Origin of the sequence: Alkalicoccus chagannorensis DSM 18086 (genome assembly GCF_000429725.1) — a bacterium.
GTDB lineage: Bacteria > Bacillota > Bacilli > Bacillales > Salisediminibacteriaceae > Alkalicoccus > Alkalicoccus chagannorensis.
Genome location: NZ_AUCK01000001.1, coordinates 469,782 through 496,250, shown reverse-complemented (window position 1 = coordinate 496,250; position 26,469 = coordinate 469,782). Strand labels below are relative to the sequence as shown.

At 50.6% G+C, this 26,469-nt stretch carries 26 protein-coding genes and 2 riboswitches; of the genes, 18 read left to right on the top strand and 8 right to left on the bottom strand.

Features of this window, described 5'->3' with window-relative positions; translation table 11 throughout:
• Window positions 1–200 precede the first annotated feature (200 nt).
• Complete coding sequence (gene ltrA, locus G477_RS0102515; RefSeq protein ID WP_425387093.1) at window positions 201–1,463, top strand: group II intron reverse transcriptase/maturase; 1,263 nt, start codon at window positions 201–203, stop codon at window positions 1,461–1,463.
• A 105-nt stretch (window positions 1,464–1,568) separates the two neighbouring features.
• Here ltrA and G477_RS18495 read toward each other — a convergent pair whose 3' ends face one another.
• Genes G477_RS18495 through G477_RS0102495 form a run of 4 tightly spaced genes read right to left on the bottom strand, consistent with a single transcriptional unit; the run spans window position 1,569 to window position 5,614 of the window.
• Window positions 1,569–3,029: a phytoene desaturase family protein gene (locus G477_RS18495; RefSeq protein ID WP_051287614.1), complete on the bottom strand. Its 1,461-nt coding sequence runs from the start codon at window positions 3,027–3,029 to the stop codon at window positions 1,569–1,571.
• The gene (locus tag G477_RS0102505; protein WP_026696600.1) at window positions 3,026–4,117 is read right to left on the bottom strand and encodes a glycosyltransferase family 2 protein; all 1,092 of its coding nucleotides are present in this window, start codon (window positions 4,115–4,117) and stop codon (window positions 3,026–3,028) included. Before G477_RS0102505 ends, G477_RS18495 begins: the two co-directional genes overlap by 4 nt.
• Window positions 4,114–4,833 (bottom strand): lysophospholipid acyltransferase family protein, encoded by a 720-nt coding sequence (locus G477_RS18490; RefSeq protein ID WP_051287613.1) that lies wholly within the window; start codon window positions 4,831–4,833, stop codon window positions 4,114–4,116. The genes G477_RS0102505 and G477_RS18490 overlap by 4 nt, the downstream gene beginning before the upstream one ends.
• Window positions 4,826–5,614 (bottom strand): carotenoid biosynthesis protein, encoded by a 789-nt coding sequence (locus G477_RS0102495; RefSeq protein ID WP_026696599.1) that lies wholly within the window; start codon window positions 5,612–5,614, stop codon window positions 4,826–4,828. Before G477_RS0102495 ends, G477_RS18490 begins: the two co-directional genes overlap by 8 nt.
• A 118-nt stretch (window positions 5,615–5,732) precedes the next feature.
• Between G477_RS0102495 and G477_RS0102490 the strand changes: the two genes are divergently transcribed.
• The 3 genes from G477_RS0102490 (at window position 5,733) to G477_RS18485 (ending at window position 8,072) form a co-directional block, all read left to right on the top strand.
• Window positions 5,733–6,407, top strand: a complete 675-nt coding sequence (locus G477_RS0102490) for an SDR family NAD(P)-dependent oxidoreductase (protein ID WP_026696598.1) — start codon at window positions 5,733–5,735, stop codon at window positions 6,405–6,407.
• 146 nt (window positions 6,408–6,553) lie between these two features.
• Complete coding sequence (locus G477_RS0102485; RefSeq protein ID WP_026696597.1) at window positions 6,554–7,081, top strand: PTS sugar transporter subunit IIA; 528 nt, start codon at window positions 6,554–6,556, stop codon at window positions 7,079–7,081.
• 346 nt (window positions 7,082–7,427) lie between these two features.
• On the top strand, window positions 7,428–8,072 hold the full coding sequence (locus tag G477_RS18485) for a TlpA disulfide reductase family protein (protein ID WP_051287612.1): 645 nt from the start codon (window positions 7,428–7,430) through the stop codon (window positions 8,070–8,072).
• Window positions 8,073–8,334: 262 nt separating this feature from the next.
• On the opposite strand, the gene G477_RS0102475 is transcribed toward G477_RS18485, so the two are convergent.
• Window positions 8,335–9,246, bottom strand: a complete 912-nt coding sequence (locus G477_RS0102475) for an aldo/keto reductase (RefSeq protein ID WP_026696596.1) — start codon at window positions 9,244–9,246, stop codon at window positions 8,335–8,337.
• 150 nt (window positions 9,247–9,396) lie between these two features.
• Here G477_RS0102475 and G477_RS0102470 point away from each other — a divergent pair, with 150 nt between their 5' ends.
• The 8 genes from G477_RS0102470 to G477_RS0102425 all read left to right on the top strand — a co-directional run bounded on the left by G477_RS0102470 (window position 9,397) and on the right by G477_RS0102425 (window position 17,835).
• Window positions 9,397–9,942 carry an NUDIX hydrolase gene (locus G477_RS0102470; protein WP_026696595.1) on the top strand — a complete coding sequence of 182 codons (546 nt, stop codon included), beginning with the start codon at window positions 9,397–9,399 and terminating at the stop codon, window positions 9,940–9,942.
• A 117-nt stretch (window positions 9,943–10,059) separates the two neighbouring features.
• Complete coding sequence (gene fur, locus G477_RS0102465) at window positions 10,060–10,539, top strand: ferric iron uptake transcriptional regulator (RefSeq protein WP_026696594.1); 480 nt, start codon at window positions 10,060–10,062, stop codon at window positions 10,537–10,539.
• Between the two features lie 438 nt (window positions 10,540–10,977).
• Window positions 10,978–11,868: a site-specific tyrosine recombinase XerD gene (xerD, locus tag G477_RS0102460; RefSeq protein WP_026696593.1), complete on the top strand. Its 891-nt coding sequence runs from the start codon at window positions 10,978–10,980 to the stop codon at window positions 11,866–11,868.
• Window positions 11,869–11,946: 78 nt separating this feature from the next.
• Window positions 11,947–13,143: a phosphopentomutase gene (gene deoB / locus G477_RS0102455; RefSeq protein ID WP_026696592.1), complete on the top strand. Its 1,197-nt coding sequence runs from the start codon at window positions 11,947–11,949 to the stop codon at window positions 13,141–13,143.
• Window positions 13,140–13,940, top strand: coding sequence for a purine-nucleoside phosphorylase (locus G477_RS0102450; RefSeq protein ID WP_205622323.1), 801 nt, complete (start codon window positions 13,140–13,142; stop codon window positions 13,938–13,940). Before deoB ends, G477_RS0102450 begins: the two co-directional genes overlap by 4 nt.
• Before the next feature lie 19 nt (window positions 13,941–13,959).
• Complete coding sequence (locus tag G477_RS0102445) at window positions 13,960–15,264, top strand: pyrimidine-nucleoside phosphorylase (protein WP_026696590.1); 1,305 nt, start codon at window positions 13,960–13,962, stop codon at window positions 15,262–15,264.
• Between the two features lie 47 nt (window positions 15,265–15,311).
• A riboswitch (Lysine riboswitch) is annotated at window positions 15,312–15,484 on the top strand.
• A gap of 126 nt (window positions 15,485–15,610) precedes the next feature.
• A complete protein-coding gene (gene lysA, locus G477_RS0102435) occupies window positions 15,611–16,942 on the top strand; it encodes a diaminopimelate decarboxylase (RefSeq protein ID WP_026696589.1) in 1,332 nt (443 codons plus the stop codon).
• 455 nt (window positions 16,943–17,397) lie between these two features.
• Window positions 17,398–17,835, top strand: a complete 438-nt coding sequence (locus tag G477_RS0102425; RefSeq protein WP_026696587.1) for a peptidylprolyl isomerase — start codon at window positions 17,398–17,400, stop codon at window positions 17,833–17,835.
• A gap of 361 nt (window positions 17,836–18,196) precedes the next feature.
• Here G477_RS0102425 and G477_RS18480 read toward each other — a convergent pair whose 3' ends face one another.
• On the bottom strand, window positions 18,197–19,009 hold the full coding sequence (locus G477_RS18480) for an Ltp family lipoprotein (RefSeq protein WP_084406090.1): 813 nt from the start codon (window positions 19,007–19,009) through the stop codon (window positions 18,197–18,199).
• Window positions 19,010–19,388: 379 nt separating this feature from the next.
• Window positions 19,389–19,540: riboswitch (FMN riboswitch) on the top strand.
• 145 nt (window positions 19,541–19,685) lie between these two features.
• Here G477_RS18480 and ribD point away from each other — a divergent pair.
• From ribD to ribH, 4 genes are read left to right on the top strand one after another with little or no spacing between them, the layout of a single operon-like run.
• Entirely contained in the window at window positions 19,686–20,759 is a 1,074-nt protein-coding gene (gene ribD / locus G477_RS0102415; RefSeq protein ID WP_156897262.1) for a bifunctional diaminohydroxyphosphoribosylaminopyrimidine deaminase/5-amino-6-(5-phosphoribosylamino)uracil reductase RibD, read from the top strand.
• 7 nt (window positions 20,760–20,766) lie between these two features.
• On the top strand, window positions 20,767–21,414 hold the full coding sequence (gene ribE, locus G477_RS0102410; protein ID WP_026696585.1) for a riboflavin synthase: 648 nt from the start codon (window positions 20,767–20,769) through the stop codon (window positions 21,412–21,414).
• Between the two features lie 19 nt (window positions 21,415–21,433).
• A complete protein-coding gene (locus G477_RS0102405; protein ID WP_026696584.1) occupies window positions 21,434–22,627 on the top strand; it encodes a bifunctional 3,4-dihydroxy-2-butanone-4-phosphate synthase/GTP cyclohydrolase II in 1,194 nt (397 codons plus the stop codon).
• A 38-nt stretch (window positions 22,628–22,665) separates the two neighbouring features.
• Window positions 22,666–23,133, top strand: coding sequence for a 6,7-dimethyl-8-ribityllumazine synthase (gene ribH / locus G477_RS0102400; RefSeq protein WP_026696583.1), 468 nt, complete (start codon window positions 22,666–22,668; stop codon window positions 23,131–23,133).
• A gap of 399 nt (window positions 23,134–23,532) precedes the next feature.
• Here the strand turns inward: ribH and G477_RS0102390 are convergent, their stop codons facing one another.
• The gene (locus G477_RS0102390) at window positions 23,533–24,066 is read right to left on the bottom strand and encodes a DUF309 domain-containing protein (RefSeq protein ID WP_026696581.1); all 534 of its coding nucleotides are present in this window, start codon (window positions 24,064–24,066) and stop codon (window positions 23,533–23,535) included.
• Window positions 24,067–24,297: 231 nt separating this feature from the next.
• Between G477_RS0102390 and G477_RS0102385 the strand changes: the two genes are divergently transcribed.
• Window positions 24,298–25,044 (top strand): segregation/condensation protein A, encoded by a 747-nt coding sequence (locus G477_RS0102385; protein ID WP_026696580.1) that lies wholly within the window; start codon window positions 24,298–24,300, stop codon window positions 25,042–25,044.
• Window positions 25,041–25,622, top strand: coding sequence for an SMC-Scp complex subunit ScpB (scpB, locus tag G477_RS0102380; protein WP_026696579.1), 582 nt, complete (start codon window positions 25,041–25,043; stop codon window positions 25,620–25,622). The genes G477_RS0102385 and scpB overlap by 4 nt, the downstream gene beginning before the upstream one ends.
• On the opposite strand, the gene G477_RS0102375 is transcribed toward scpB, so the two are convergent.
• On the bottom strand, window positions 25,619–26,419 hold the full coding sequence (locus tag G477_RS0102375) for an SDR family NAD(P)-dependent oxidoreductase (protein WP_026696578.1): 801 nt from the start codon (window positions 26,417–26,419) through the stop codon (window positions 25,619–25,621). The genes scpB and G477_RS0102375 overlap by 4 nt on opposite strands.
• Window positions 26,420–26,469: the final 50 nt, after the last annotated feature.

The window sequence follows — 26,469 nt, the reverse complement described above, 5'->3', positions numbered from 1 at the left end:
CCCCTCCGGGGCGAAGGACCGAACAATAAGAATGCTAGACGAACTGGGAGGTGGGAAGGATGCAACAATCACAGCCAACATCTAACGATGACTGCCTGCAGGAGGGTATGCTGGAAGCAGAGAGCAATGCGGGAGTGTGTAGTATCCTTCGCGGTGAAAGGAATCGTCAGCATGGTGGGTCATCTGAACTGATAAGTAAAATGATCAGTCCGGAGAACATGAACCGCGCATTTAAGCGGGTTCAACAGAATAAAGGAAGCGCGGGGGTGGACGGCGTAACGGTGAAGGACATGCATGCCTACTTCGCTGAACACCGCCGCGGTATCATCCGATCCTTAACGAACGGTTCTTACGAACCGGACCCGGTCAAACGGGTGCTCATCCCAAAAGGGAATGGAGAAGAACGAGCATTGGGAATCCCGACGATCCGAGATCGGGTCGTCCAACAGGCGCTGGTGCAGGTCATTACACCAAAAGTCGATCCACACTTCTCCGAACAAAGCTACGGTTTCCGGCCAAAGAAAAATGCCCACGGAGCCATCCGGCAGGCCATTGCCTACCATGAAGCCGGATACCGCTACGTCGTGGATATCGACTTGAAACAATACTTTGATACCGTTCATCACGATAAATTGATGCACCTGGTCGAGCAGTTCATCCCGGACCGACAGGTCCTGAATTTGATCCGACGGTTCCTGAAGGCCGGAATCCGGATCGGCGACCATACAGCGGCCACGGACAGCGGCACGCCGCAGGGTGGTAACCTGTCTCCACTGCTCAGCAATATCTATCTCCATGAGCTCGACAAAGAACTGGAACGCCGTGGACACTGTTTCGTCCGCTATGCGGATGACTGTAACATCTACGTTCGAAGCCGCAAGGCGGGAGAACGTACATTAAAGAGCATCACCACCTTCCTGGAAAAGGACCTGCGGCTGACCGTCAATCAAGAGAAAAGTGCGGTTGGAAGGCCGACAAAACGAAAATTCCTCGGGTTCTGTCTCCAATCTCTACCAAAAGGAAAAAGCGGGGTCCGTCCTCACCAACGAGCGAAACAAGCCATCAAGAGCAAGATCCAGCAACGACTATCCCGTAAGAGACCAGGAGACCTGCACGACATCATTCAGGAAGTGAACCAGATCCTCCGCGGCTGGATCGCATACTACGGCATCGCCAGAATGAAATCCTTTATCCGGAGTCTGGCCGAATGGGTGAGAAGGAGGCTTAGACAACTCATTTGGAAACGTTGGAAGAAAGTGAAAACCCGATTCCGGAGCCTAACGAAACTGGGTATTCCCGAAGGGAAAGCCTGGGAATGGGCAAACACCCGAAAGGGGTACTGGCGTATCGCAAAATCCTTTATTCTTCACCGCTCTATCACAAAAGAAGCCCTTTCCAAGAAAGGACTTCTCAACATAGAGGGGTTCTATAAGAAAATGCAGGAAACCCACTCAACTTATTGAACCGCCGTGTACGGATCCGTACGCACGGTGGTGTGAGAGGACGGAGGGGCGAACCCTCCTCCTACTCGATCACAGCTATGCGCATCGTTGGTATGCTGCCTGAGGCTATTTCCCGTACCAGGCCGCTGCTGCTTTCCCTGCATTCATCCCGCTTAACGTGACGATCGGGGACCCACCGCCGGGGTGCGTGCTGCCGCCGGCGAAAAACAAGTTAGGCAGATCTTTTGATTGATTATACGGCCGTAGAAAGGTATTCTTCTTCTCATTGGAGGACAAACCGTATAAAGCTCCGCGATAGGCAGCATAGGTGGAACGGATGTCGCCGGGAGTGACAGTTCGTTGAGCTTTGACAAATGGGGCTAGATTCATACCGAAGGGCTCCAGGAATCGCCATACGTCCTCTGCTTCAAGAGCCTTCGTGTCTGGAGATACAGGAGGAGCATTAATCAGAATAAATGGATTATCGCCATTCGGTGATCTGGAAGGATCCGTTTTGCTGTTGGTGCAGAGATAGACTGCCGGACTTTTCCCATACTGCCGTCGGTCGAATATATCCTCAAATTCTTTGCCGGGATCGGGGCCAAAGAAAACATGGTGATGATGGAGCGGGAACGTTGTATTCAACTCGGCCATCAGCACGAAGGCGGATACAGAGGGAGACAAGTGCTGAAAGAAGCGGTCGGGTAGGGAAGGCCGGTGCTTTTCCTTGATCAGTGCCGGGACCTGTGTCAGCAGATCGCCGTTTAAGATCATCACGTCAGCCGGATACACTGCTTTTTCGGTTACGGCACGTTTGATGGAACCGTTCTCTGCTTCTACAGCATGTACTTGTTCCCCCCAGCGGAAGACAACGCCAATATCCTCAGCAAATTGCTTGATTCCCTCTGCAATGTTGAAGTTTCCCCCCTCGGCATAATAAACTCCGTCACGAAGTTCCAGATGCCCGATCAAAGAAAAAGTGGCTGGAGCATTGAAAGGAGAGGAACCGATATAAGTGGCATACCGGTTGAAAGCTGCCCGTACACGCGGGTCTTTAAAATACTTGGCATGAAAGCTGTTCATCGTCTGATGAGGACGCGAAGACAGCAGTGCTCTGGCCAGTGGCAGAGACAAATAATCCTTCCAGCTGCGGAAGGTCCGGCGCAGAAAAGATTTCTCCGCCAGATGGTAGAGTTTTGTCACTTCCTCCAGATAGGAATCATAATGATCGGCTGCGTACGGATCGAGAGGCAGCAGCTCCTCTTTCATTTTTTCTTTGTTGGAGGAAAAAACAAAAGAAGTTCCATCATGGAACTCATTTTTGGTGTGGTCCCGGAGCCTGTGGAACTGCATGTATTTTTCCGGATTTCCTCCGGCTCGACGAATCACTTCTTCAAACACGGCAGGCATGGTAATCGTATTTGGACCGAAGTCAAAAGAAGCACCGCCTACTTTGACTTCGTGCATTTTTCCGCCGGGGTGATGGTGCTTTTCCAGAACGGTAGTATGAAAGCCAGCATGCTGCAGCGTTACAGCGGCGGCGAGGCCGCCTAGTCCGGCCCCGATGACGACGGCTCTTTTGGTCATTGATATCGACGTCCTTTCCACGAAAACCCTTGTTTTCTCCAAGCCAGAGACATAGAGTACATAAGCATAGCGGACATGACCGCAGCGGCAAGAGGCACTGCAAACGCGGGAAGCAGCGGCTGACCGGAAACGGCGTCAATCCTCATTTTGATGACTACTGTGATGAAGTACGGCAGCACAAACAGCATCTGAGCGGTTGCTGCTCCGTAAAGAGCGGCAAATGCCGGGAGTGTAAAGACGATCAGGTAAAAAAGAATCAACAGTACCGCGGCAGTATAGCTTCTTCCAATCCCGGGGAAAAAGTTCTTCGCAAAACCGCTCCATACTTCGCGGTTTCCTTCATACATCCAGCAGGTTAAATATCGTCCTGGTCGGACAAGTGCAGTATACCAGCCGCTTTTTTTCATCTGCCTGGCAAGATGAATATCCTCTACAAGGGAATGACGGACCGCCTCATGACCGCCGGAATCGATATAGGCGTTTTTTCTGAAAAACATCGAAGCACCGTGAGCCGCCGAGGCAGGTGCCCATTTCGTATAGTTGGCGAGAAGACCAGGCAGATGAAAATAGACAAGGAAGTGCTGCATCGGGGTAAGCAGATAACCGAGCAGGGAAGACGCAGGAACGTAGGGAAAGCCGGTAACCAGTCCTGTTTCCGCGCTCATGACGTGGAGCAGTCGACCGGGGGTGTGCTGTTCCGGCCTCATATCTGCGTCCAGAAACCAGAAAAACGTGCCGGAAGCTTCCTGAGCAAGCTGATGGCAGGCATGTACTTTGCCGACCCATCCTTCAGGGAGCGGTTTCCCGTCGATGATACGCAGGGGAAGCTGCTTCTGCCATTGTTTTAATTTTTCTTTAGTAAGGTCCTCAGAGCCGTCGTCGAGCACAATAATTTCAACCGGGTCCCAGGTGAGTTCCTGCAGAGCTGTCATCACACCGTCTACATTCCGCTCCTCATTTCTCATTGGAATAAGGATCGACAACAGCTCCCCTTCGTTTCGGGCAGGTGTGCGGAGTTTAGGGAAGAAGAGGGTATTCACCAATGTCCACACGAGCAGAAGGACATAGAAGACCACCACGCCTGTCATGACTCGTGCCTCCATTTGTTTTTGACGCTTTCCCACGTATGAGCAATGCCGCTGCAGCCCTCTGTCAGCTTCTTCATTGGCATTTCGTCGCTGATAGCCTGATGCAGAAGTTTTATTTCTCTTTCGACAGCCGCCTCCATCTCCCTCGTCCAGCGTTTTCTGGACCAGGAAGGAGCACCGTGCACCCGCTCACCAATATGTACGAACCACTCCGGCTTTTGTTCGTGCAGAAACCCGTGGGAAAAAACGACGGGAATGACCGGAGCGGTAGGGACTTCTTCTTTCAGCTTTCCCGCGCCTCCAAAGAACGTAAACGGCCCGTCATGCAGCGGCTGTTCACTTCCTTCAGGAAACAGAAACACGGTTTTGCCGTCCCGGAGCCGGCGGGCGGCATAGTCAAGAGAGCGGACGATGTCCCTCCCCGAAGATGGATTGACCGAGAAAGCACCGAGCCTGCGGAAAAAAGGGAATCGTTTCATTCCCTTTTCATCCATCATGACATAGCCATCGGTTTTCCAATGCCGGGCATTCATGTAATAGAGCATCATCGGATCCCACCAGGAGCTGTGGTTCATGATGATCAATGCTCCTCCGGAAGTGGGCATCGGGGCCGAGAAGGGCGTCTGCCAAACCGTTTGAAACGCCCTTTTAACCATCAGGGAATTAAAAGGTTTAAACACCAGTTCAAACATCGGCTGCTTAGTCGGTTCAATCATCTTCCAGCCTTCGCTTCATCAGCCTGTGAAGGTAGTAGTAAAGAACAGTAAGCCCTCCGGCAAGTCCGGCTGCAAGAAAGAGGCCGTTGACGAGGGAGATGATGATAAACATTCCGGTCATCATGCCGTACAGATAGTACATTCTCTCTGTCCAGAAAACACTCCGCCCATTATACCAGTCCCTTCCTCTGAAGAGCAGTCCGGCAATCACCAGGTGCAGAACGAACGAAAGGAAAAACCAGCCGGCGAAATTGGAGAAGGGAATATCGTAATACAGACCTCCGTCATGCCAGATCCAGTACTGTTTGACATCGAAAGCAACAGGGTCGATGGCCAGGTCCATTGTTACTGCTATGAGCGCTGCATAACCAGCATAAAACGTACGTCTGAAAGCCGGGAGCAGGTGAACTGCCGGTGCAGCCAGCACGTGGCTCGTGGCGATTACCATCACCCAGGCAAAACCGATCGTGACAGGAACCCCGGCAATTTTAGGTCCAAAATCAGTCTGGTAGCTGTAGTCGCCGAAGTAAAGTCCCGTATGTACGCCGATACTCTCGATGACCATAGAGAGCACGAAGACTGTGCCTGCAAGAAACAGCCCGAGGACCGGATTGGCGCTGCGGAAAAAGAAAAGGATGCCGAGCAGTCCGGAAGTAACTAGGAATACAATATTTGCCCACTCAAGCCAGGGCGGAACCAGATCAAAACTCAGTAGAACGACACCGATAGCAAACCAGAATATAAAGAAGCGGAAAAAATAAATTTCCCATTTCTGCGGCATGAGAAAACTCCTTTCATATGAGACGGATTAACTATATCCGCCTGCGGGTATAGTCTCCTTGTATTATACCCTGAATCAACCAGACTTATGCAAACGAAGAGGCTGAGGAGGAAAAAACATGTACAGAGCCATTGTGACAGGAGCCGCACAAGGTATCGGCAGAACGTGTGCGGATGAGCTTGAGGCAGCTGGATACGAAGTGTACCGGCTGGACAAGCAGAGCGGAGATAAGATCCATGTCGTCGATGTCCAGAATCAGCAGGACATTCAAACCTTTTTTGAAAATCTGCCTCCCATCCATGCCTTGATTAACAATGCCGGTCTTTCGCAGTTTACCCCTTTGGAAGCATTAACACAGGCGGAGTGGGATGAAGTCATCAACACGAACCTGCGGGGGCCGTTATTTATGACACAGGCGATGGCTGCGGCTGCCCCGGAGGGAAGTGCGGTTGTCAACATCGTCTCCACCCGCGCCCTGCAGTCAGAAAGCGGGAGCGAAGCGTATGCTGCATCCAAAGGTGGACTGGCAGCCCTGACACATGCCCTCGCTGCGAGCCTTGCTCCAAAAAACATCCGTGTTAATGCTGTTGCACCCGGGTGGATCCATACCGGCAGGGAAGAGGACATCCCTGATGCATATCATGAGCTCCACTGGTCAGGCCGGGTCGGAAGACCGACGGATGTAGCAAAACTGTGCCGGTTTCTGCTTGATGAAGAGAATGATTTTATGAATGGGGAAATGGTCACGCTGGATGGAGGGATGACGAAAATGATGCGGTATGACCTACCCTGATACGGTACAGGTTTACACCGGCATTCCTCCGGGAAGTGGAAAAACAGGTGACATTGGCGGAGGGAGCACGCTTCTGCTATAATGTAAGCTGTTTTGAAGTTCCTGTATAGACAAATTTAACAACGAAGCAGAAAGGAGCATGAAACATGCTGAAAAAACTATTTGGACTCGACAAGAAAAAAGAAGAAGTACAACTTCCGGAAGCGGATGGAACGGACGTCATTTACAGCCCTGCCGATGGAGATGCCGTAGCGCTCTCCGAGGTGCCGGACCCGACATTTGCTGAAAAAATGATGGGGGACGGTCTCGCCATTAAACCAGAGAACGGCACGATCGTGGCACCAGCATACGGTGAGATCGCCCAGCTGTTCCCAACAAAGCACGCCGTCGGTATTAAAACGGTCAATGGGGTGGAGCTCCTTATCCACATCGGAATCGAAACGGTGAATATGCAGGGAGAGGGTTTCGAAGCCCACGTAGAGCAGGGCGACAAAGTGAAACCCGGCGATAAGCTGATTACGTTCGATCCGGATCTGGTCAACGAAAAAGCGGAAAGTACCATCACCCCAGTGATTATAACGAATGGGGATGTCGTTGCTGAACTGGATAAACAGGAAGGGCAGCAGGTCAAAGCCGGTGAAACGACCATTATGACGATCAAAGTGAACGCCTGACACATGGCTTATCATCGGAGCTGAAGACATGATCTCCCCCCCCCCCCGCTCTCGTCAAAGCGGGGGGATTTCTATGTATGAAGAGGATGCGCAGGTGCCTTCTTCCGTTGCCTGAATAGAACGAGATCCTCGTATTCTAGTGCCCCCTGGCAGCCAACAGGGAATCGTGTCTGTGGTCTCCCGTTTCTGTGACAATCGCGTGACCTGCGAAGACCTGAGAGGCGTAGTAGGTTATAATGGAGGCAAGCAGACAGCCTTCAGGCACTGGTTTTTCCGATGGCAGGGATGCCGCCTTGAAGCTGATGGAAGGGAGGCAGAACGGAGCAGCAGCTTCCGTTTGTTCAAGATGATGAAAAAAAGAATCTCGATAGTGCTCCTGCTTTCTGCTGCGGCGGGAGCCGGATACATCATATATGAAGACCAGACTGCTTCCCAGCAGAATGACGAAGCACTGGAGCAGTACCTGGAACAGGACGGCATTGAAAGAGAGCAGCTTGACGAAGAGGATATGATCAGCCACGGGGAACTGGAGGGCACAGGAACAGAGCCTGGTCAGCAGGCTCCGCCGTTTGAACTCGCCCAGCTCGGAGCAGAAGAAACGCTGGCACTGGAAGAACTGGAAGGCAGTTTCGTTGTTGTGAATATGTGGGCTACCTGGTGCCCGCCCTGCAGAGATGAAATGCCTGATTTCGTAGAGTTTTATGAAACGTATCAGGACGACAATGTTGAAATGGTCGGCGTGAATATGACGTCGACGGAATCTGGTTTAGAACCGGTGCAGCAGTTTGTAGACGATTTTCAAATTCCTTTCTACACGGTGTTGGATGAGGAAGGCATTATGGAAGACAGGTACAACGTCTATGCAATGCCGTCTACCTATATTATCGATCCGGAAGGCCGGGTAGCAATGAGCAGACCAGGATATCTCGATTACGAAATTCTCGTAAGCAGCTATGAAGACATAAGAGCCAACTATGAAGCAGAAGAATAAAAAGAGGGAGCGTCTCATCGAAATGGGAGACGCTCCCTCTTTGTTAAAGTATGAGAATGTATAGGTTTTCATACAGGGTGACGGTGTAGCCAGCTGCTCGGGAAGCAGGAAGAACCCATGCTTACCTCAAAGAACCTGCGGGACACGCCGTTCCGATCAAAAGGTGCTCCGCGCTTTTGTTCGTGATAAGCATGTATACATGCTCATCAAGAGGGGGCAGCGGTTTCGTGGGCTGCGCTGGAAAACGCGGAGGTTTCTGCTTTTACCGGTGGTTTTCAAACGTTGTAGCTTTAGTGACATGTTTCAGTGCGTCCATGACGTCCTCGTTCAACCTTTCGGCGCGGGCTGCCTGAACGTTGATCTGGAGCTGTTCTGAGGTTCTGGCTCCTTGTATTGCAGAAGCAGGATTTTCCTGGTCGAGAATGAAGCGCAGTGCGAGGGAAGAAAGGGACATCCCGGCTTCGGCAGCGAGCTTCTCCAGTTCAGGAAGAACCGTCGACAGCTCTTCGCTGCTGTACGCCAGATACCCGTCATCTGAAAGCTTGTTCTCCCAGCTGCCGGTCAGCAGTCCTTTAGCAACCGGACCTCTGGAAATGAGGGAAATTCCGTGCTCGTCAAGCAGTGGCATGAATTCTGCCGCCCGTCTGTCCAGCAGGCTGTACTGCATCAAGTTGGATACAACGCCCGGATTGCCTGAGAAACGTTTGATCACGTTGGGCCTGATAGAGGACATGCCGTAGCATCGGATGAGCCCTTCCTGCTGAAGTTCATCCAGCGCTTCAAAAACGTCATCCCAATCATCCTCGATTGTCCCGCCGTGGAGCTGATACAAATCAATGTAATCAAGTCCCATACGCTTCAGCGAGCGGCGGCAGGCTTCTTTGATGTACTCTTTAGACGCATTCCAGCGCCACCCATCTATGCCCTGTCCAAATTCGTTTCCGCCTTTTGTCGCGATAACGGCCTGATGACGTCGATCCCGGAGAGCGGAGCCGACGATTTCTTCGTTGCGGCCATACTGGTACAAATCGGCCGTATCAAAAAAATTAATGCCTTCGTCAAGAGCTTCGTGGATCAACTTCGTATCCGCATCTTTTTCTCCACTGAGAGACATGCAGCCGAAACCAATTTCTGAGACCATCAGCTGGGATGAGCCGAGTTGATTCTGTTTCATGACAAATTCCTCCTTCAAGTCTGGTTTCTTCCATTTACCATAAGGAAATGATTGCAGGAACGCAAGCAATAGCCTATTCTGAAAGAAGCAGAAGATGATTAAAAAGGGGGGAAGCTGCGGCCGGAAATAAAAGAAGGCCGCAGTGAAGAGATGACATCATTTAACGAAAGAACGACCAAAATGGATACACTTTTTACCGGCCGGGTGATCGACCTGGAGCTGCATGAAGTGGAGATGCCGGATGGGTCCTACAGCAAAAGAGAAATCATTAAGCACCCTGGCGCGGTGGCGGTTCTTTGTGTGACAAAAGAGAAGAAGCTTGTGCTGGTTCGTCAGTATCGCAAAGCGATGGAGAAGGTGATTGCCGAGATTCCAGCAGGTAAACTGGAAGAGGGCGAAGACCCGCTCCGCTGTGCGCAGCGGGAGCTGGAAGAAGAAACGGGGATCATTGCTGAAGGATGGGAAAAACTGGCCTCTTTTTATACGAGTCCAGGTTTTGCAGATGAGCTGGTCCATGTATATGCAGCCTTCGAAGCGGATATCGGAAACGTCGGTACGGATGAGGACGAATTTGTCGAACGGGTGGATGTTACGCTTGCAGAAGCAAAAACAATGATCGCATCAGAAGCCATTCATGATGCTAAGACGATGTACGCCGTGCAGACTGCTGAAATGCGGAACCTACTCCAGAACTAATAATTTATACTCGTTTTAATTTGATAATCATTATCATTTGACAGCTATTTTTAACTACCCGTATAATACAAGCTGAAATGACTCATTACCCGACGTACAGGGAGGGATGTATTCAACATGGAGCAGCGGATTGACCGGATAAAAAAACAGCTTCAGTCGCAGAGTTATAAATTAACCCCTCAGCGGGAAGCTACGGTAAGAGTACTTCTTGAACATGAGGATGATCATCTCAGCGCAGAAGACGTATATATGCTCGTCAAAGAGAAGTATCCTGAAATTGGCCTTGCCACTGTCTACCGGACGCTGGAACTGCTCACCGAACTGAAAGTGGTGGACAAGATCAATTTTGGAGACGGGGTCTCCCGATATGATCTGCGTCAGGAAGGTGCTGATCACTTCCATCACCATCTGGTTTGTCTTGAATGCGGGGCCGTCGATGAGATTCAGGAAGATCTGCTTGGCGATGTAGAAAAAATAGTAGAAACCCGCTGGAACTTTCACATTAAAGATCACCGGCTTACGTTCCACGGTATCTGCCACCGTTGTCACGATACATCTTCTCCCGGACATGAGAAATCAGAAGTGCACCAGAAATAACCTGCCGACGCCGGCAGGTTATTTTTTACATTATAGACATGTATAAGTTTCCATTTACGGTGACGGCGGCTCCATGCGCTGCAAGGGAAGAAACAGAACCTCTTTCTTCCTTCGAAAAGCTTGCGGTACACGCCACTCCGACCAAAAGGCGCTTTGCGCGTTTGGTCGAATGAACCTGCAGGCTCTCTAAAGAAGCAGCGCGAAAGCTTCCTCCACGCTGCTTCCAGCAAGATGCCTCGTACCTCGTGATGGACAGTCGGAGTGAAGAGCAGCCCGAAGCCCGAAGCACGAAGAGGAGCAGTAAAACAGCTCTCCAACAGCGGGGAGCTTCCGTTCGGCGTCAGAGGCAAAACCAGAAATTATTTTCAAAGCGTGATGCACAGAAGTTTTGTGATGTGATATGCTGAAGATGACATCCTTTGACAGGTGGTGGTCGACCTGCGGGCAGAAATCGAACGTTACTTAAATTTTATCGTCGTTGAAAAAGGGCTTGCGGACAACTCGGTGAAAGCGTATGACCGCGATTTAACGGATTACATGCGCTGGCTCGAGAAAGAGCGGCATGTGTCCAGCTGGGAGCAGGTGCAGCGCCATGAGGTTCTGGGCTATATTCACGGATTAAATGACCGGGGCCGGGCACCTTCGAGTGTTTCAAGATCATTGTCCGCTCTGCGTGCGTTTCACTTATTTCTTCTTCGGGAGGGGGTAGTACGTGAAGACCCTGCCGCAGACATTGACCGGCCGAAGCAGAAGAGAAAGCTGCCCGAAGTGCTCAGCAGCAGGGAAGTAGAAGCGCTGCTGCATGCAGCTGAAGGGGATACGGCTCTCCACCTCAGAACTTCTGCGATGCTTGAACTCATGTATGCCTGTGGTCTCCGTGTGTCGGAAATCTGCGGGCTTCGGGTTGATGATCTGCATTTGACGATGGGATTTGTCCAGTGCAGGGGGAAAGGCGGAAAAGAGCGGATTGTTCCTCTCGGCAGCCATGCGCTTCGAGCGCTGTCCGAGTATCTTCAGAACGGCCGGCCGGAGCTGACCAGCGCGAATAACGAGGCGGCGCTGTTCTTAAATCACCTAGGCCGTCCGCTGACGAGACAAGGTTTCTGGCGGGTCCTGAAATCAACCGCCGAACGTGCCGGGATCGAAAAAGCATTGACGCCTCACATGCTGCGGCATTCTTTTGCTACACACTTGCTCGAAAACGGAGCCGATCTCCGAGCCGTGCAGGAAATGCTGGGACATGCCGATATCTCCACCACGCAGATCTACACGCAGGTGACGAAAGTAAGAATGAAAGAAGTATACAGTCAATTTCATCCTAGAGCTTGAGGACGGACACCGTCTTCAAGTACACTATAGATGTCTGACCTCTGACGAGAAAGCACATTAAGAAAGGCGGTAAAGGTAATGACAGCATATAATCGTATTTTCCTCATTGTAATGGATTCCGTTGGGATTGGAGAAGCTGCAGATGCACCTGCGTTCAATGACGAAGGCGCCGATACCCTCGGACACATCGCAGAGAAAATGAATGGTCTTTCCATGCCTCACATGGACAAGCTCGGTCTCTCTCATATTAAACAGTATCAAGGCAGTACCACGCCGGAAACGCCGCTCGCTTCCTACGGTTCGATGGAGGAGATCTCCGCCGGCAAAGATACGATGACTGGCCATTGGGAAATCATGGGCCTGCATATTGATAAACCGTTCAGAACATTCCCGGATGGCTTTCCGGATGAACTCGTCCAGAAGCTGGAGGAGGCGACAGGCAGAAAAGTGCTCGGCAACAAGCCTGCTTCCGGTACAGAAATTCTCGATGAACTCGGTGAAGAGCACGTCAAAACAGGAAACCTCATTGTCTATACATCCGCTGACTCGGTTCTGCAGATTGCGGCGCATGAAGACGTCATTCCTCCAGAAGAGTTGTGGGAAATCTGTCAGACAGCACGGGAGATGACCAAAGATGAACCTTATATGATTGGACGCGTCATTGCCAGACCTTTTCTCGGAGAACCAGGAGCATGGGAACGGACGCCGAATCGGCATGACTATGCGTTGAAGCCCTTTGGGAAAACAGTCATGAATGCGCTGGAAAAAGGCGGCTGGGACTCCATTGCGATCGGCAAAATTTCGGATATTTACGACGGAGAAGGGGTGACAGACGCTCTTCGGACAGAATCGAACATGGACGGCATGGATAAATTAGTGGAAACGATGAAGCGGGACTTCCGGGGGCTCAGCTTTTTGAACCTCGTCGATTTCGATGCGAAATTCGGACACCGCCGCGATCCGATCGGCTACGGGAGGGCACTGGAAGAATATGATGCGCGGCTGCCGGAAGTGCTGGAGAACATGCGTGAAGATGATCTTCTTTTGATTACAGCGGATCATGGCAATGATCCTGTGCATCATGGAACAGATCATACTCGTGAATATGTTCCTCTGCTTGCCTTCAGTCCTTCCGCAGAGGCGGTAAACCTCGGACGCAGGAAGAGCTTCGCAGATATTGGTGCTACAGTGGCAGATAACTTCCGTGTCACCATGCCGGATTACGGAACGAGTTTTCTTCCACAGCTTGAAACTAAGGGAGGTACATCACAATGAATGCAAAAGAGTACATTGAAAGCAGACTGGAAGGACCGAAGCCGGAAATCGGACTGATACTCGGCTCCGGCCTCGGAGTGCTTGCTGATGAAATTGAATCGCCGGTTGTTATTCCGTACAAAGACATCCCGGGATTCCCTGCTTCAACTGTTGCAGGGCATAAGGGTCAGCTCGTGATCGGTACACTGGAAGGACGCACGGTGCTCGCCATGCAGGGACGTTTTCACTTTTATGAAGGCTACAGCATGGACCTCGTAACGAAACCAGTTCGGGTGATGCAGGAACTTGGCATGGAGAAGCTGCTCGTGACAAACGCAGCCGGAGGCATCAATGAGGCGTTTGAAGCTGGAAACTTGATGCTGATTACAGACCATATCAATCAGTTCGGGACAAATCCGCTGATCGGTGAGAATCAGGATGAGCACGGCCCACGTTTTCCGGATATGAGTGAAGCGTATTCGCGTGCATGGGGCAGCAAAGCAGCAGCCGCAGCCAGGAATCGAGGCATCACGCTTAGGGAAGGCGTCTATGTCGGCACGACCGGCCCTTCCTACGAAACCCCTGCAGAAGTCCGGATGCTGCGCACACTCGGCGGCGATGCAGTAGGTATGTCCACGGTGCCCGAAGTCGTTGCAGCGAAACACGGCGGTATGGAAGTGCTCGGCATCTCCTGTATCTCTAACATGGCAGCAGGGATCCTGGATCAGCCTTTGACGCACGATGAAGTCATGGAGACAACAGAAAAAGTGAAGCAGGACTTCCTGACACTTGTAAAAGACATCATCAGCCAAGGCTGAATTTGAGGAGGTATGCGCTGTGAGAATGGTAGATGTTATTGAAAAAAAACGTAATGGCGGAGTGCTTTCCAAAGAGGAAATTCATTATTTCGTCGAAGGGTACACCGAAGGAACGATTCCGGATTACCAGGCTTCAGCTCTCATGATGGCTGTTTATTTCCGTGGAATGACAGCGGAAGAAACAGGGACGCTGACAGAAGCAATGGTCCAGTCCGGAGATGTGATCGATCTTTCTTCGATTCACGGGCATAAAGTCGACAAACATTCAACCGGCGGCGTCGGAGATAAAATCAGTTTTATTACCGGACCGCTGGTGGCAGCAGCGGGTGTGCCAGTCGCTAAAATGAGCGGCCGCGGACTCGGTCATACCGGCGGCACGATTGATAAACTGGAATCCATTGCCGGTTTCAATGTCGAAATGAGTAAAGAGGCTTTCACGGCTTCGGTTAATGAGCATAAGCTGGCCGTCGCCGGACAGACAGGTAATCTGGCGCCGGCTGATAAAAAACTATATTCGCTTCGGGATGTTACAGCCACGGTAGATTCGATTCCGCTTATTGCGGGCTCTATCATGTCCAAAAAACTGGCCTCCGGTGCGGACAGCATCGTTCTCGATGTGAAAACCGGAAGCGGAGCTTTTATGAAATCGCTTGAAGATTCCAGGGCCCTTGCAGAAGAAATGGTGCGCATCGGCGACCATGTCGGCAGAGAAACGCTTGCCGTGATCAGCGACATGAATCAACCGCTCGGGCATGAAATCGGGAACGCGAATGAAATCCGCGAAGCGGCTGCTGTGCTGTCAGGTGAAAACATTCCGGATCTGCGGAAACTATCGCTGGAACTTGCGGTGCATATGACGCTGCAGGCCGGAGCCTACAGTAGTGAAGAAGAAGCTAGAAGAGATCTGGAAGCATCGCTCGATGATGGCCGCGCGTTTCAGGCGTTCCGTACGTTTGTTCAGGCGCAGGGCGGCGACGTATCGATGATTGATGATCTCAGCCTGCTGCCGAGAGCGGATCACGAGATTGCCATCCCGGCCGAACATGCCGGCTGGGTACAGGAAATCGATGCCGCTTCCGTCGGGACGGCGGCGATGTATCTCGGTGCGGGCCGGGCAACGAAAGACGATGAGATCGATCACGGTGTCGGCATTACCCTGAAAAAGAAAATCGGGGATTATGTAGAAGCCGGTGAAACACTGGCTGTTCTGACTGCAGCCTCCGCCGCGCATCCTGATGCAGAAGAAAAACTGCGCGGCGCCTATACAATCGGTGCCTCCCGGCAGGATGTTCCAGAACTTATCCACGACATCATTCGAGCCTGATGCTTGCCAATCGGGTAGGCATGTGATAATTTAAGTAGACATTATATGAATAAGATAGAGGTGCACCACAGATCAGTACCTTCCGGAGCGGGGCAGCCGCAGGGATGGAAAGGGAAAGGCACTGGTGCCGAAGGAAGCTGACTCCGCCGGTCTGCTGCCTGGCTTTCACACCGAAAGGGTGAAAACTGTCACAGCGAATCTGTGGAGAACTATCTTTTCTGATCCTGCAGGATCCGGGAAATGACAGGCTCTCCGCCGTCATTTCCTTTTTTTGCGGTTTCCGCCGAAGGATGTGAAAGCGGCAGAGCAGGAACCTCGGCAGGACGATGAACAGGAGGGAACAGCAGTGCATCTGCATGGAACACAAAAAATTAACGAACATGGACGGCTGGAAATCGGTGGAGTCGATACGAACGTATTAACAGAAGCCTATGGAACTCCGCTTTTTGTATACGACCTAGCGGATATCCGATCCAGAGCAGAGCAGTTTCATGAAGCCTTTCAATCGAATCATGTCACGTATCAGATTGCCTATGCATCAAAGGCGTTCAGCTGCATTGCGATGATGGAGCTGGCCGATCGTCTTGGCCTGAGTCTCGACGTATGCTCGGACGGAGAACTCTTCACAGCGATGCAGGCAGGTTTTCCGGTAGAAAGAATTCATTTTCACGGAAACAACAAAACTCCTGCAGAGCTGGAAATGGCAGTTGATGCCGGCATCGGCTGTATCGTAGTAGACAATTTCACGGAGCTTTCCTGGCTGATGGCGATGACTGAAGCCAACGCGAAACCGATGGAAGTGCTGATACGGATCACGCCAGGCGTCGAAGCGCATACCCACGAGTACATTTCCACCGGTCAGGAAGATTCCAAATTCGGTTTTGATTTGAACAGCGGCCAGGCCGGACGTGCGATTGAAATGATTCAGGCACACGAGTACCTCCACCTGCTTGGTGTTCATTCTCACATCGGATCGCAGATCTTCCGTGCAGAAGGATTTGAGGAGGCGGTGAAAGAAATTTATCAATCCATCCGCGTCTGGATCGATCGATACGACTTTTATCCGGAAGTCCTCAATGTAGGCGGAGGTTTCGGCATCCGTTATGCAGAGGGGGATAAGCCGCTGCCGCTGCACGTTTATATCGACAGGATGGTGGAAGCCGCGAAAAAAGAGGCAGCTCTTTTAGACAGACCGGTTCCTGAGTTCTGGATTGAGCCAGGTCGTGCCCTCGTAGGAGAAGCAGGGACGACGCTGTATACGACAGGGAGCAGAAAAGACATTCCAAATGTGCGCTCTTATGTGTCTGTTGACGGCGGTATGACGGATAATATCCGTCCGGCCCTTTATCAGGCAGAGTACGCTGCGGTTCTTGCCAACAGAGCTGGAGAGAGGGCAGAAGAACTCGTTTCTGTGGCAGGCAAATGCTGCGAGAGCGGGGATATGCTGATCTGGGACCTCGAACTTCCTGCAGTAGAAAAAGGTGATACGCTGGCGGTTTTCTCGACAGGAGCCTACGGATACTCCATGGCGAACAATTATAACCGAATCCTCCGTCCGGCTGTCGTCTTTGTGGAAGACGGTCTGCATGAGTGCGTCATCGAGCGGGAACAGCTGGCCGATCTCACACGACGGGAGCGGAGCTACACAGCTGCAAAAGCTGTCGATACGGCGAAGTAAGTACTTACAGGGACCTTTTGATGCGGATACGTGCAGATAAAGAGGAAAAGTACCTGGGGTGAACACGCGGTGTTCTGACAAAAGAAGGCCATGATAATAATGAAGATAGAAAATGGCATCGAGGGAGACTGCGTCGCGCGCTGCGGGGAAGAAAGAAGCTCCCTTTCTTCCCTCGACAAGCCTTTGGCACCCGCGGTTCCGAACAAAAGGCGATCCGCGCTTTTGTTCAAGTATAGAAAGTATACGTTTTCATACAGGGGGACGGCGGCTTCATTCGCTGCACGGGAAGAAACAAAAACGTCTTCTTCCCTCAAAAGGCTTGCAGCGCTTCCGCACGCCGTTCCGACCAAAAGGCGCTTTGCGCTTTTGTTCGTGCGGAGATAGAATCCTTCTGCTAAAATAAAGAGACGGGCAAGTGTCCCGGAAACTGGTACGAGAGAAAGGAAGCTGTTTGTATGGCAAAACATGGCGAAATTAAGTTTGAAAATGGGGAAGTTATCAAAATCGAATTTTTCCCAGAAGCTGCACCAGGTACAGTGGAGAACTTTGAAACGCTGGCAGGAAAGGATTTTTATGATGGATTGACCTTCCACCGTGTTATTCCGGGCTTTGTTGCTCAGGGAGGCTGCCCTAATGGAACAGGTACAGGTGGTCCGGGTTATACGATCAAGTGTGAAACAGACGGCAATCCCCACAAGCATCAGAAAGGCACGCTCTCGATGGCTCACGCCGGTAAAGATACGGGCGGAAGTCAATTTTTCCTCGTGCTGGAACCGCAGCCGCATCTTGACGGTGTACATACGGTATTCGGTCAAGTAACGGAAGGACTTGAATCGCTTGATCGCATTCAGGCCGGCGATGTGATGAAGGAAGTAAACGTCTACGACGTATAGGTCTAATCTGAAGCAGACCGCTTGCGGTATCTGAATAGAAAGTACTGTGGTTCGTGAATGAAACGGACTACGAAGTTGCTTTCGAGGCAGGGTGTTTTTAAACGCCTGTAAATGTTGATATAACAGCATTTACAGGCTTTTTAATTCATCTGGTAGAGAAAGTGGTAGCGCAAATGTTAGATGCTGTTATGACAGATGCAAGATGTGAAGGTCGTGCAAAATTCGCTGATGACTTTAAAGAATTACATAATATCCTCATCCATTTAATAGAACTAACTCCAAAATTTAAGTTAAGGTTGGCACATAACAAATACAGCGCCTTTTAAAAAGAGACGCTGTACGAGGTATTATGATCTAATTATCAATATCCTACAGCATCAGCACCATAAGTAGCCTGCTCATTAGTAAACCCTTCAAACTGAAGTTGTTCAATCAAACCTGAACGGGAGAAAGAAGAGTATTCTAAATAGCTTTCAGCAGATAGTGCGGCCTGTTCATTCCAATCAACTACAATATTTTCTACAGCATTAGAAGCGTCTTCATTACTGAATCCCTCAAATTCAAGCTGTTCGATCAGGCCTGATTTGGAGAATGCAGAATAGTCAAGATAGCTCTCGGCGGATAATATAGCTTGTTCGCTCCAATCTACTGTGATGTTTTGAACAGCAAATGTGGCATCGTCTGCACTATATCCTTCAAACTCTAATTGCTCAATCAGTCCTGATTCAGAAAAAGCTGAGTAATTTATATAACTTTCGGCAGAGGCTACAGCATTCTCCTGTTCCATTGTCATATCGTTAGCATGCTCATCAGTAGTATTGATTTCTGTTTCTTCTAGATTTGCTTCATTTTCTGCTGGATCATCTTCAACTGATTCATTTGCAGATTCTTCTACAGGTTCGTTGTTGTTTTCCCTAGTATTTTCTTCATTGGTATCGTAATTATCCTCTTCTACTACAGAATCTTCTTCTGCTTCTACTTCTTCAGTCTTTTCATCAGCAAGATCAGATTCCTCAGCGGTGATACTGGCTGCTACAGCCGATACTAGAAATGCAGGTATAAAGATCTTCATTACCTTTTTCCTTGATTCCATTTTAACTATACTAGGTTTAATGAAACCTAAAACTAAAGCTGCAAGGCTTACGAATATTAACAGTGCGAAAAACCCACTCATAATATCTCTCCTTAGTATATAATTATGGTTTAAGTATACACATATTTTGTTAAAAAATAAATATAATTTTACATAAAATATAGTTCGTATATCTATGTTTAGTGTTGTTATTACAGTTCTTACAATTTAGCTTGGTATTACTGTATAATTAGAGAAAGTTTAAAGCTATCTACTTGCATGGCCGTTAAATAGAGTGCTATAGTTTATTTATTCACATGACTATTCACAACTTTTTCCGTTTAAATTCTGTTAAGTTTTCGGTAGGAAATTGATGATTTGGAAGAAATTCAGGTGAATTAATATGTGACGACTTACAAAGTAATTTATATCCCTTACAAATCAACATTTCACTTAAGTTTGAGGAATAAAATTTTATACGTTTGTCCTTCGGGGTCGGGTGAAATTCCCTACCGGCGGTGATAAGGCTGTCTGCAGCCTTTCAGTCCGTGACCCGTCATCTGTATAGCAGGTGCCGGTGGATTTGGTGCAACTCCAAAGCCGACAGTATAGTCTGGATGGGAGAAGGAATGACAATACTGCTGACAGGACCAGTGTGTTCTGCGCCAGTAGAAGTCTCTCAATGTGTGAAATTCTGCACGTGTGCCCTGAAGAAATTGTCTTCAGGGCTTTTTCTATGTACAGAGGCGTAATCAACAAGCAGCCGGAGGAATGCATGATGGATAAACAATACATGGAGCTTGCGGTATCGATGGCGGAAGCAGCGAGAGGTCAGACATCACCGAACCCGCTCGTCGGCTGTGTTATCGTGAAAAACGGAGAAGTTGTAGGACTCGGAGCGCATTTAAAAGCTGGAGAACCGCACGCGGAGCGGCATGCACTCTCGATGGCAGGAGCAAAAGCGGCCGGTGCGGATATGTACGTCACGCTGGAGCCATGCTCGCATACCGGCAGGACATCTCCGTGCGCCGAAGCAGTAATTGAGGCGGGCGTAAGCCGCGTCTTTATTGGATCCGATGATCCGGACCCGAGGGTATCCGGAAGAGGGACGCAGATGCTTTGGAATGCCGGCGTTCAAGTGGAAACACACGTGCTTTCGGAAAAAACCGACCGCCTCAACGATGTATTTTTCCACTACGTCACGTCCCGCAGGCCTTACGTGACGCTGAAAATAGCAGCCAGTCTGGATGGCAGAACCGCAACGTCGGCCGGAGAAAGTCAGTGGATAACGAGTACCGAGAGCAGGATGGATGGCCACCGGCTCCGGCACGAACACGACGCTGTGCTGACCGGTATAGCAACCGTGCTCGCGGACGATCCGACCTTGAATGTCCGGCTGCCTGATGGAGGGATTGATCCTATGCCGATTATCCTTGATTCATCCCTCCGCTTTCCCGAAGACAGCCGACTGGCAAAAAAACATTCGTGGATATTTACGACAGAACAGGCGGATCGCAGCCGTGTGAAACGTCTACGTGATCAAGGGCTGACGGTAACGGTGATGCCTTCCTACAGCATAGATATTGAAGAGGTTCTCCGCATACTCGGCGAATCAGAGATCACCTCGGTTCTCGTAGAAGGCGGTGCAACAGTGCACGACAGTTTTATCCGCTCGGGATGTTTTAACCGGATTGTGTACTATCAGGCACCGATGATCATCGGCGGCAGAGACGCCCATCCGGCTGTTGGAGGCGCCGGCTTCCCGACGCTGTCCCAGACAGCGTCGCTGACACTTGAACGGACGGATCAGCTGGGGCCTGATATTCGGCATATCTATCACAGGAAAGGATGAGAAGCATATGTTTACTGGCATTATAGAAGAAAAGGGAACGATTCGTACCATGCAGGAAACAGGAGATGCGGTCATTATGAGCGTGCATGCTCCCGGTATACTGGATGATGTGAAGCTCGGAGACTCTATTTCCGTGAACGGCGTCTGCCTGACGGTATCTGACTTTACAAAAGAAACGTTCACTGCTGATTTGATGCCCGAAACCGTCCGGGCGACGAGTCTGCGGGACCTCGGAGAAAACTCCCATGTGAACCTGGAGCGGGCCATGGCTTCCGGTGGACGCTTCGGCGGACATTTTGTCTCCGGTCATGTGGACGGCACGGGAACGATCGTCCGAAAAGAGAGCGACCATAACGCTGTTTATTATGACATAGAGGTGGATCCTACCCTCCGGCCGTATCTGACGTTGAAAGGCAGCGTAGCCGTCGACGGCACGAGCCTGACCGTCTTTAACACGGGCGATAAAATGTTCACCATTTCGATCATCCCGCATACGCTGGATGAAACCATCATTGGATCGAAATCGGTTGGAGATATCGTCAATATTGAATGTGACATGCTCGCAAAGTACGTGGAGGAACTTTTAGAACAGCGCTTCAAGCGCGATCAGGGAGAGCCGGTGACGAAAGAGTTTCTGCGTGAACACGGTTTCTAATAAGGAGAGGTGATGGATAATGTTTGATCCGATCGAATCAGCGATCTATGCGCTGGCACAGGGAGAGACGGTCATTGTCTGCGATGATGAAGACCGTGAGAATGAAGGGGACTTCGTTGCCCTGGCGGATAAGGTAAGCGCGGAAACAATCAACTTCATGGTCACACACGGACGCGGCCTCGTGTGTACACCAATCACCGCAGAACGGGCGGAAAAGCTGCAGCTCGTTCCGATGGTGGACCGCAACTCGGACCCGCATGGTACAGCTTTTACTGTCAGTGTCGATCATAAACACTGCACAACCGGTATATCTGCTCAGGAACGTGCCATGACGATCAGAGCACTCATGGATGAAGATACGAAGCCGGCGGACTTTCAGCGTCCCGGCCATGTCTTTCCACTGGTCGCGAAGGATGGAGGCGTTCTCCGGCGTGCGGGGCATACGGAAGCATCCGTGGATCTGGCAAAAATGGCCGGAGCAAGCCCTGCAGGTGTCATCTGCGAAATCATGAATGAAGACGGTACGATGGCCCGCGTTCCAGAACTGCGGAAAATTGCCGATGAACATGATTTGAAGATGATCACGATCAAAGATCTGATTCAGTACAGAAATCGAAAAGACAAGCTTGTGCAGCGTGAAATTGAGATTGACCTCCCGACCGAATACGGAGACTTTAAAGCCGTAGGGTATTCGAATGTAGTCGATGGTAAAGAGCATGTCGCCATTGTTAAAGGGGAGATCGGCGGAAGCCGGCCGACGCTTGTCCGGGTTCATTCTGAATGCCTGACTGGTGATGTGCTCGGATCCCGCCGCTGTGACTGCGGGCCCCAGCTTCATGCCGCACTTGCTCAGATCGAAGAGAACGGTTCCGGCGTAGTACTGTACATGCGTCAGGAAGGCAGGGGCATCGGCCTTCTCAACAAAATGAAAGCTTATAAACTCCAGGAAGAAGGATTGGATACGGTGGAAGCGAATGAGAAGCTCGGCTTTGGACCAGACCTTCGTGACTACGGGATTGGTGCACAGATTCTCCGTGACCTCGGCATTAGTAAAATGAAGCTGTTAACGAACAATCCGCGGAAAATCACCGGGTTGAAAGGGTATGACCTCGAAGTCGTAGATCGTGTGCCAATTCAGCTCCCCGGGCATAAAGAGAATGAACGATACTTGAAAACGAAAAAAGACAAGCTCGGTCATATGCTTCACCTGTAAACGTGGAAAAAAGACAATCAGACAAAGGATGAATGCAAATGGGAAATGTACTAGAAGGAAACATGAGCGGAGACAATCTGAAACTAGCGGTCGTCGTCGGCAGATTCAACGATTTCATCACCTCCCGACTGCTGGATGGTGCGCTTGATACGTGCAGACGGCACGGCACGAAAGAAGAAGACGTCGATACGGTATGGGTTCCTGGATCCTATGAAATTCCATTTGCTGCAAAAAAACTCGCCGACAGCGGTCGGTACGATGCAGTGATCACTCTCGGAACGGTGATCCGCGGGTCCACCCCCCACTTTGATTATGTCTGCGGCGAAGCGGCAAAAGGCGTTTCTCAGGCAGCGATGGGCTCCGGTGTTCCGGTGATTTTCGGTGTGATTACTACGAATACCATTGAGCAGGCGATCGAACGGGCTGGAACAAAAGCAGGTAACAAAGGTTCGGAAGCTGCCGCAGCAGCAATAGAAATGGCGAACTTAAACAAACTCCTCGGTTAGGCCGTCCATCAGCTGCAGACGGTTCGCTGTGGCGATGCACAAAGCTTTTCTGCTGCAGTACCTGCCAAAACATCTTCATGACGAAAAACGCTTCCGTTCATCCAGCATGGATAAACGGAAGCGTTTTTTTCAAAGTATAGGAATGTATACGTTCTCGTACAAGAAACGGCGGCTTCGTGCGCTGCACGGGAAGAAAGAAAACCTCTTTCTTCCCTCGGAAAGCTTGCGGTACACGCCGAACCGATCAAAAGGCGCTCCGCGCTTTAGTTCTCACGGCCGTGTGGTTGTCGGGCCACTGCTCAAAAGACCGCATGTCGGAAAGCAAGAAACGCTTCCTGTCTTTGAAAGCGCCGTCTGCATCGGCTGAGGTCCGCCGTAGAGGACTCGGCAAGCTGGTCGTTACGTCCGGTTTTCTCTTCGATGGATCAGTGACGCTTCCCGTGCTTCAATCACTTCAGACCGGTCCCGGCGCCGGTGTTTGTAAATCAAGTCAGGACCTGCGCCGCGGTCGTCGGCATTCCATTCCAATCCGAGACTTTCTGCGTAGAGCCGGCATTTACGTAAAAGTGCGCTGTCGACAACAGGCAGGGCCATCGGCTCATAGGAGTCCCCGCTGCTGATGGATGCCCGGCGTTCGATAAGCTGGTGCTGCAGTTTGTTCTCATCTACAGAGAGCTCTTCCAACCGGCCGGGGTGTGCCTTCGTGTGACGAAGTACTTTATCAATCAGTCTGACTGCGCCGCGTTTGTTTCCCTGTCGTTCATGGTATAGGGCAACGGCTGTCTGAATCAGCATCAGCCAGCGTACGTCTTTATTATCGGACAGCCAGTAATCTTCTAGAATCTCATGGCATTCAAAAAAGTCTCTCGTTGCATGAAAATGAACTAAAAAGTCCTCGTAGGCACTCGGATACGTCTGAAGCGTCTGTGTCATTTATTCACCCTCATTTCCATTGTGCTCTTTCTATCATAACGAATTCCGGCTCATGTGAAAAGCGGAAACGATTTGTTTAGAGATCCTGCTGCAGCAGGGGGAAGTCGATAGAAACGACACTGGGTACGTACAAAGGCTCTCAGAAGCCCCCTTTTGATGCAAAAAGAGCGTTCCTCCTGCTCAACAGCACAAGGATTATGATATAATAGCGCCTGGAATGGAGGCGGTGAAATGAGCTACAGTGTGAAGCTTCATGCCTTTGAAGGCCCGCTGGATCTACTGCTGCATCTTGTGCAGAAAAACGATCTGGATTTATATGATATTCCGGTCCGGGAGATTACGGATCAGTATTTGACATACGTTCACGCCATGCAGGTGCTCGAACTGGATGTAGCCAGTGAGTATCTTGTAATGGCAGCGACACTGCTGCAGATGAAAAGCGTGATGCTGCTTCCGATGGAGGAGACGGCATGGGAAGAAGACTGGATGCCGGAAGAGGAAGAAGCAATGTCCAAAGAGGGCCTGCAGGCGAGACTTTCTGAATATAAAAAATACAAGGAAGCGGCAGGAGATCTGAAAGAGCGCAGTTTGAAAAGAAGTGAGCTGTTTACGAAGCCGATGAGTGATTTGACTCCGCTTCTGGAAGAATCAGAAGAGGCTGGTGTCGAGGTGACGATCTTTGACATGCTGCAGGCCTTTCAAAAAATGAACAAACGAAAAAAGAAGAAAAAGACGCCGGTGACCCGGGTCAGCAGAGAGGAAATTCCAATCGAAGAAAAAATGGAACGGGTGCTCAGCCGCATAGCTGAACAGGGAAGTGCTTCCTTTGATTCCCTGCTTGAAAATGAGAGCAGAACCGATCAGGTGACCACCTTCCTTGCTGTGCTGGAGCTGATGAAAGATCATCAGATCCACTGCACCCAGAGCGGCAATTATGGAGAAATCGTTATTAAACAAAGAGAGGAGGAAGCCGTATGACGGAAGAAGAACAGGAAGCACTGCTCGAAGGTCTGCTGTTTGTCTCCGGCGAGGAAGGAATCGATATTCAGCAGCTGATGGAAGTCATGAGTTGTTCAGAAGATGAGACCGAAAACGCAGTACAGCGGCTGCAGGAAAGCTGCAGCAGCAGTCGGCGCGGCATGCAGGTGAAACGATTCGCTGATACTGTGCAGCTGACGACAAAAGAGGTGCATGCCCCATACTTCAAAAAATTGGTCCAATCCCCTTCCTCTGCAGCACTGTCGCAGGCGGCACTGGAAGCGCTGGCTGTCATCGCGTATCGGCAGCCCGTCTCCCGGCTGCAGGTGGAAGATGTGCGCGGCGTAAGAACCGACCGGCCGATCCGGACCCTGCAGGCAAAAGGACTGATCGAAGAAAAAGGGCGACATGATGGTGCAGGGCGGGCAATCCTCTATGGCACTACGGAGTATTTTCTGGAGCAGTTCGGTCTGCGGACACTCGAAGATCTTCCCCCGCTCCCGGAAACGGAAACAGAGGAAGAGGAAGAATTCGATTTGTTTTTCGAACGTTTTCAGCAGGCAGTTCAGCCGGATTAACGCATGACGCTGCCACCGGATATTTTCATGGATTCACCAACGATATTGGATGCCGCATCCGACAGAAGAAAAAGGATGGCCTCTGCTGTCTCTTCCGGTGTGGTCATCCGGCCGGAGGGAAGCCCTTCTTCCGCTTCTTTTCGCTGTTCCTCATAGCTGATGCCACGGCGATCAGCTTTTTTCTGCAGAATGCCTCTTGCCATTTCGGTGTCGACAAAACCGGGACATACAGCGTTGACTCGAATACCGTGTTCGATCGCTTCCAGCGCAAAGGATTGAGTGAATCCAATTACTGCGAATTTTGAGGCCGAGTAGGCAGCATTGCCATACGTGCCGCGCAGGCCGGATAAAGAGGAAATATTGACAATGCTCCCTTTTCCCTTCTCTTTCATCTGCTTATAGACGAGCTGTGTCAGAAGCACAAGGGAAGTATAGTTAATCTCCATCGTGTCGTGCATGTCTTCTTCTTTCAACTCTTCTACGACATCCCCTTTGGCAGTGCCGGCACTGTTCACGAGTCCCGTGATCGGGCCGAATGCATCCTCAGCGCTCTGGATCAGCAGATGCCGGTCCCGCTCCTCCGTCAGATTTGCGGTTACCGCATGAATGCGCGCAGGGTCGCCGTGATAATGAGCCTGCTGTTTTAATTTGGATAACTTCTCCTCATCCCGGCCTGTTACCGTTACGTCTGCACCGTGCGAGCTCAGCATGTTGGCCACTGCAGCCCCAATGCCGCCGGTAGCGCCGGTAACCAGAATATGCTGGCGTTCGAATGCTTTTTTATCAAAGAGTGTCATCGATTATCCCACCTTTCAAAATAACGGAATCTTTATTACCAGGTTCCCTT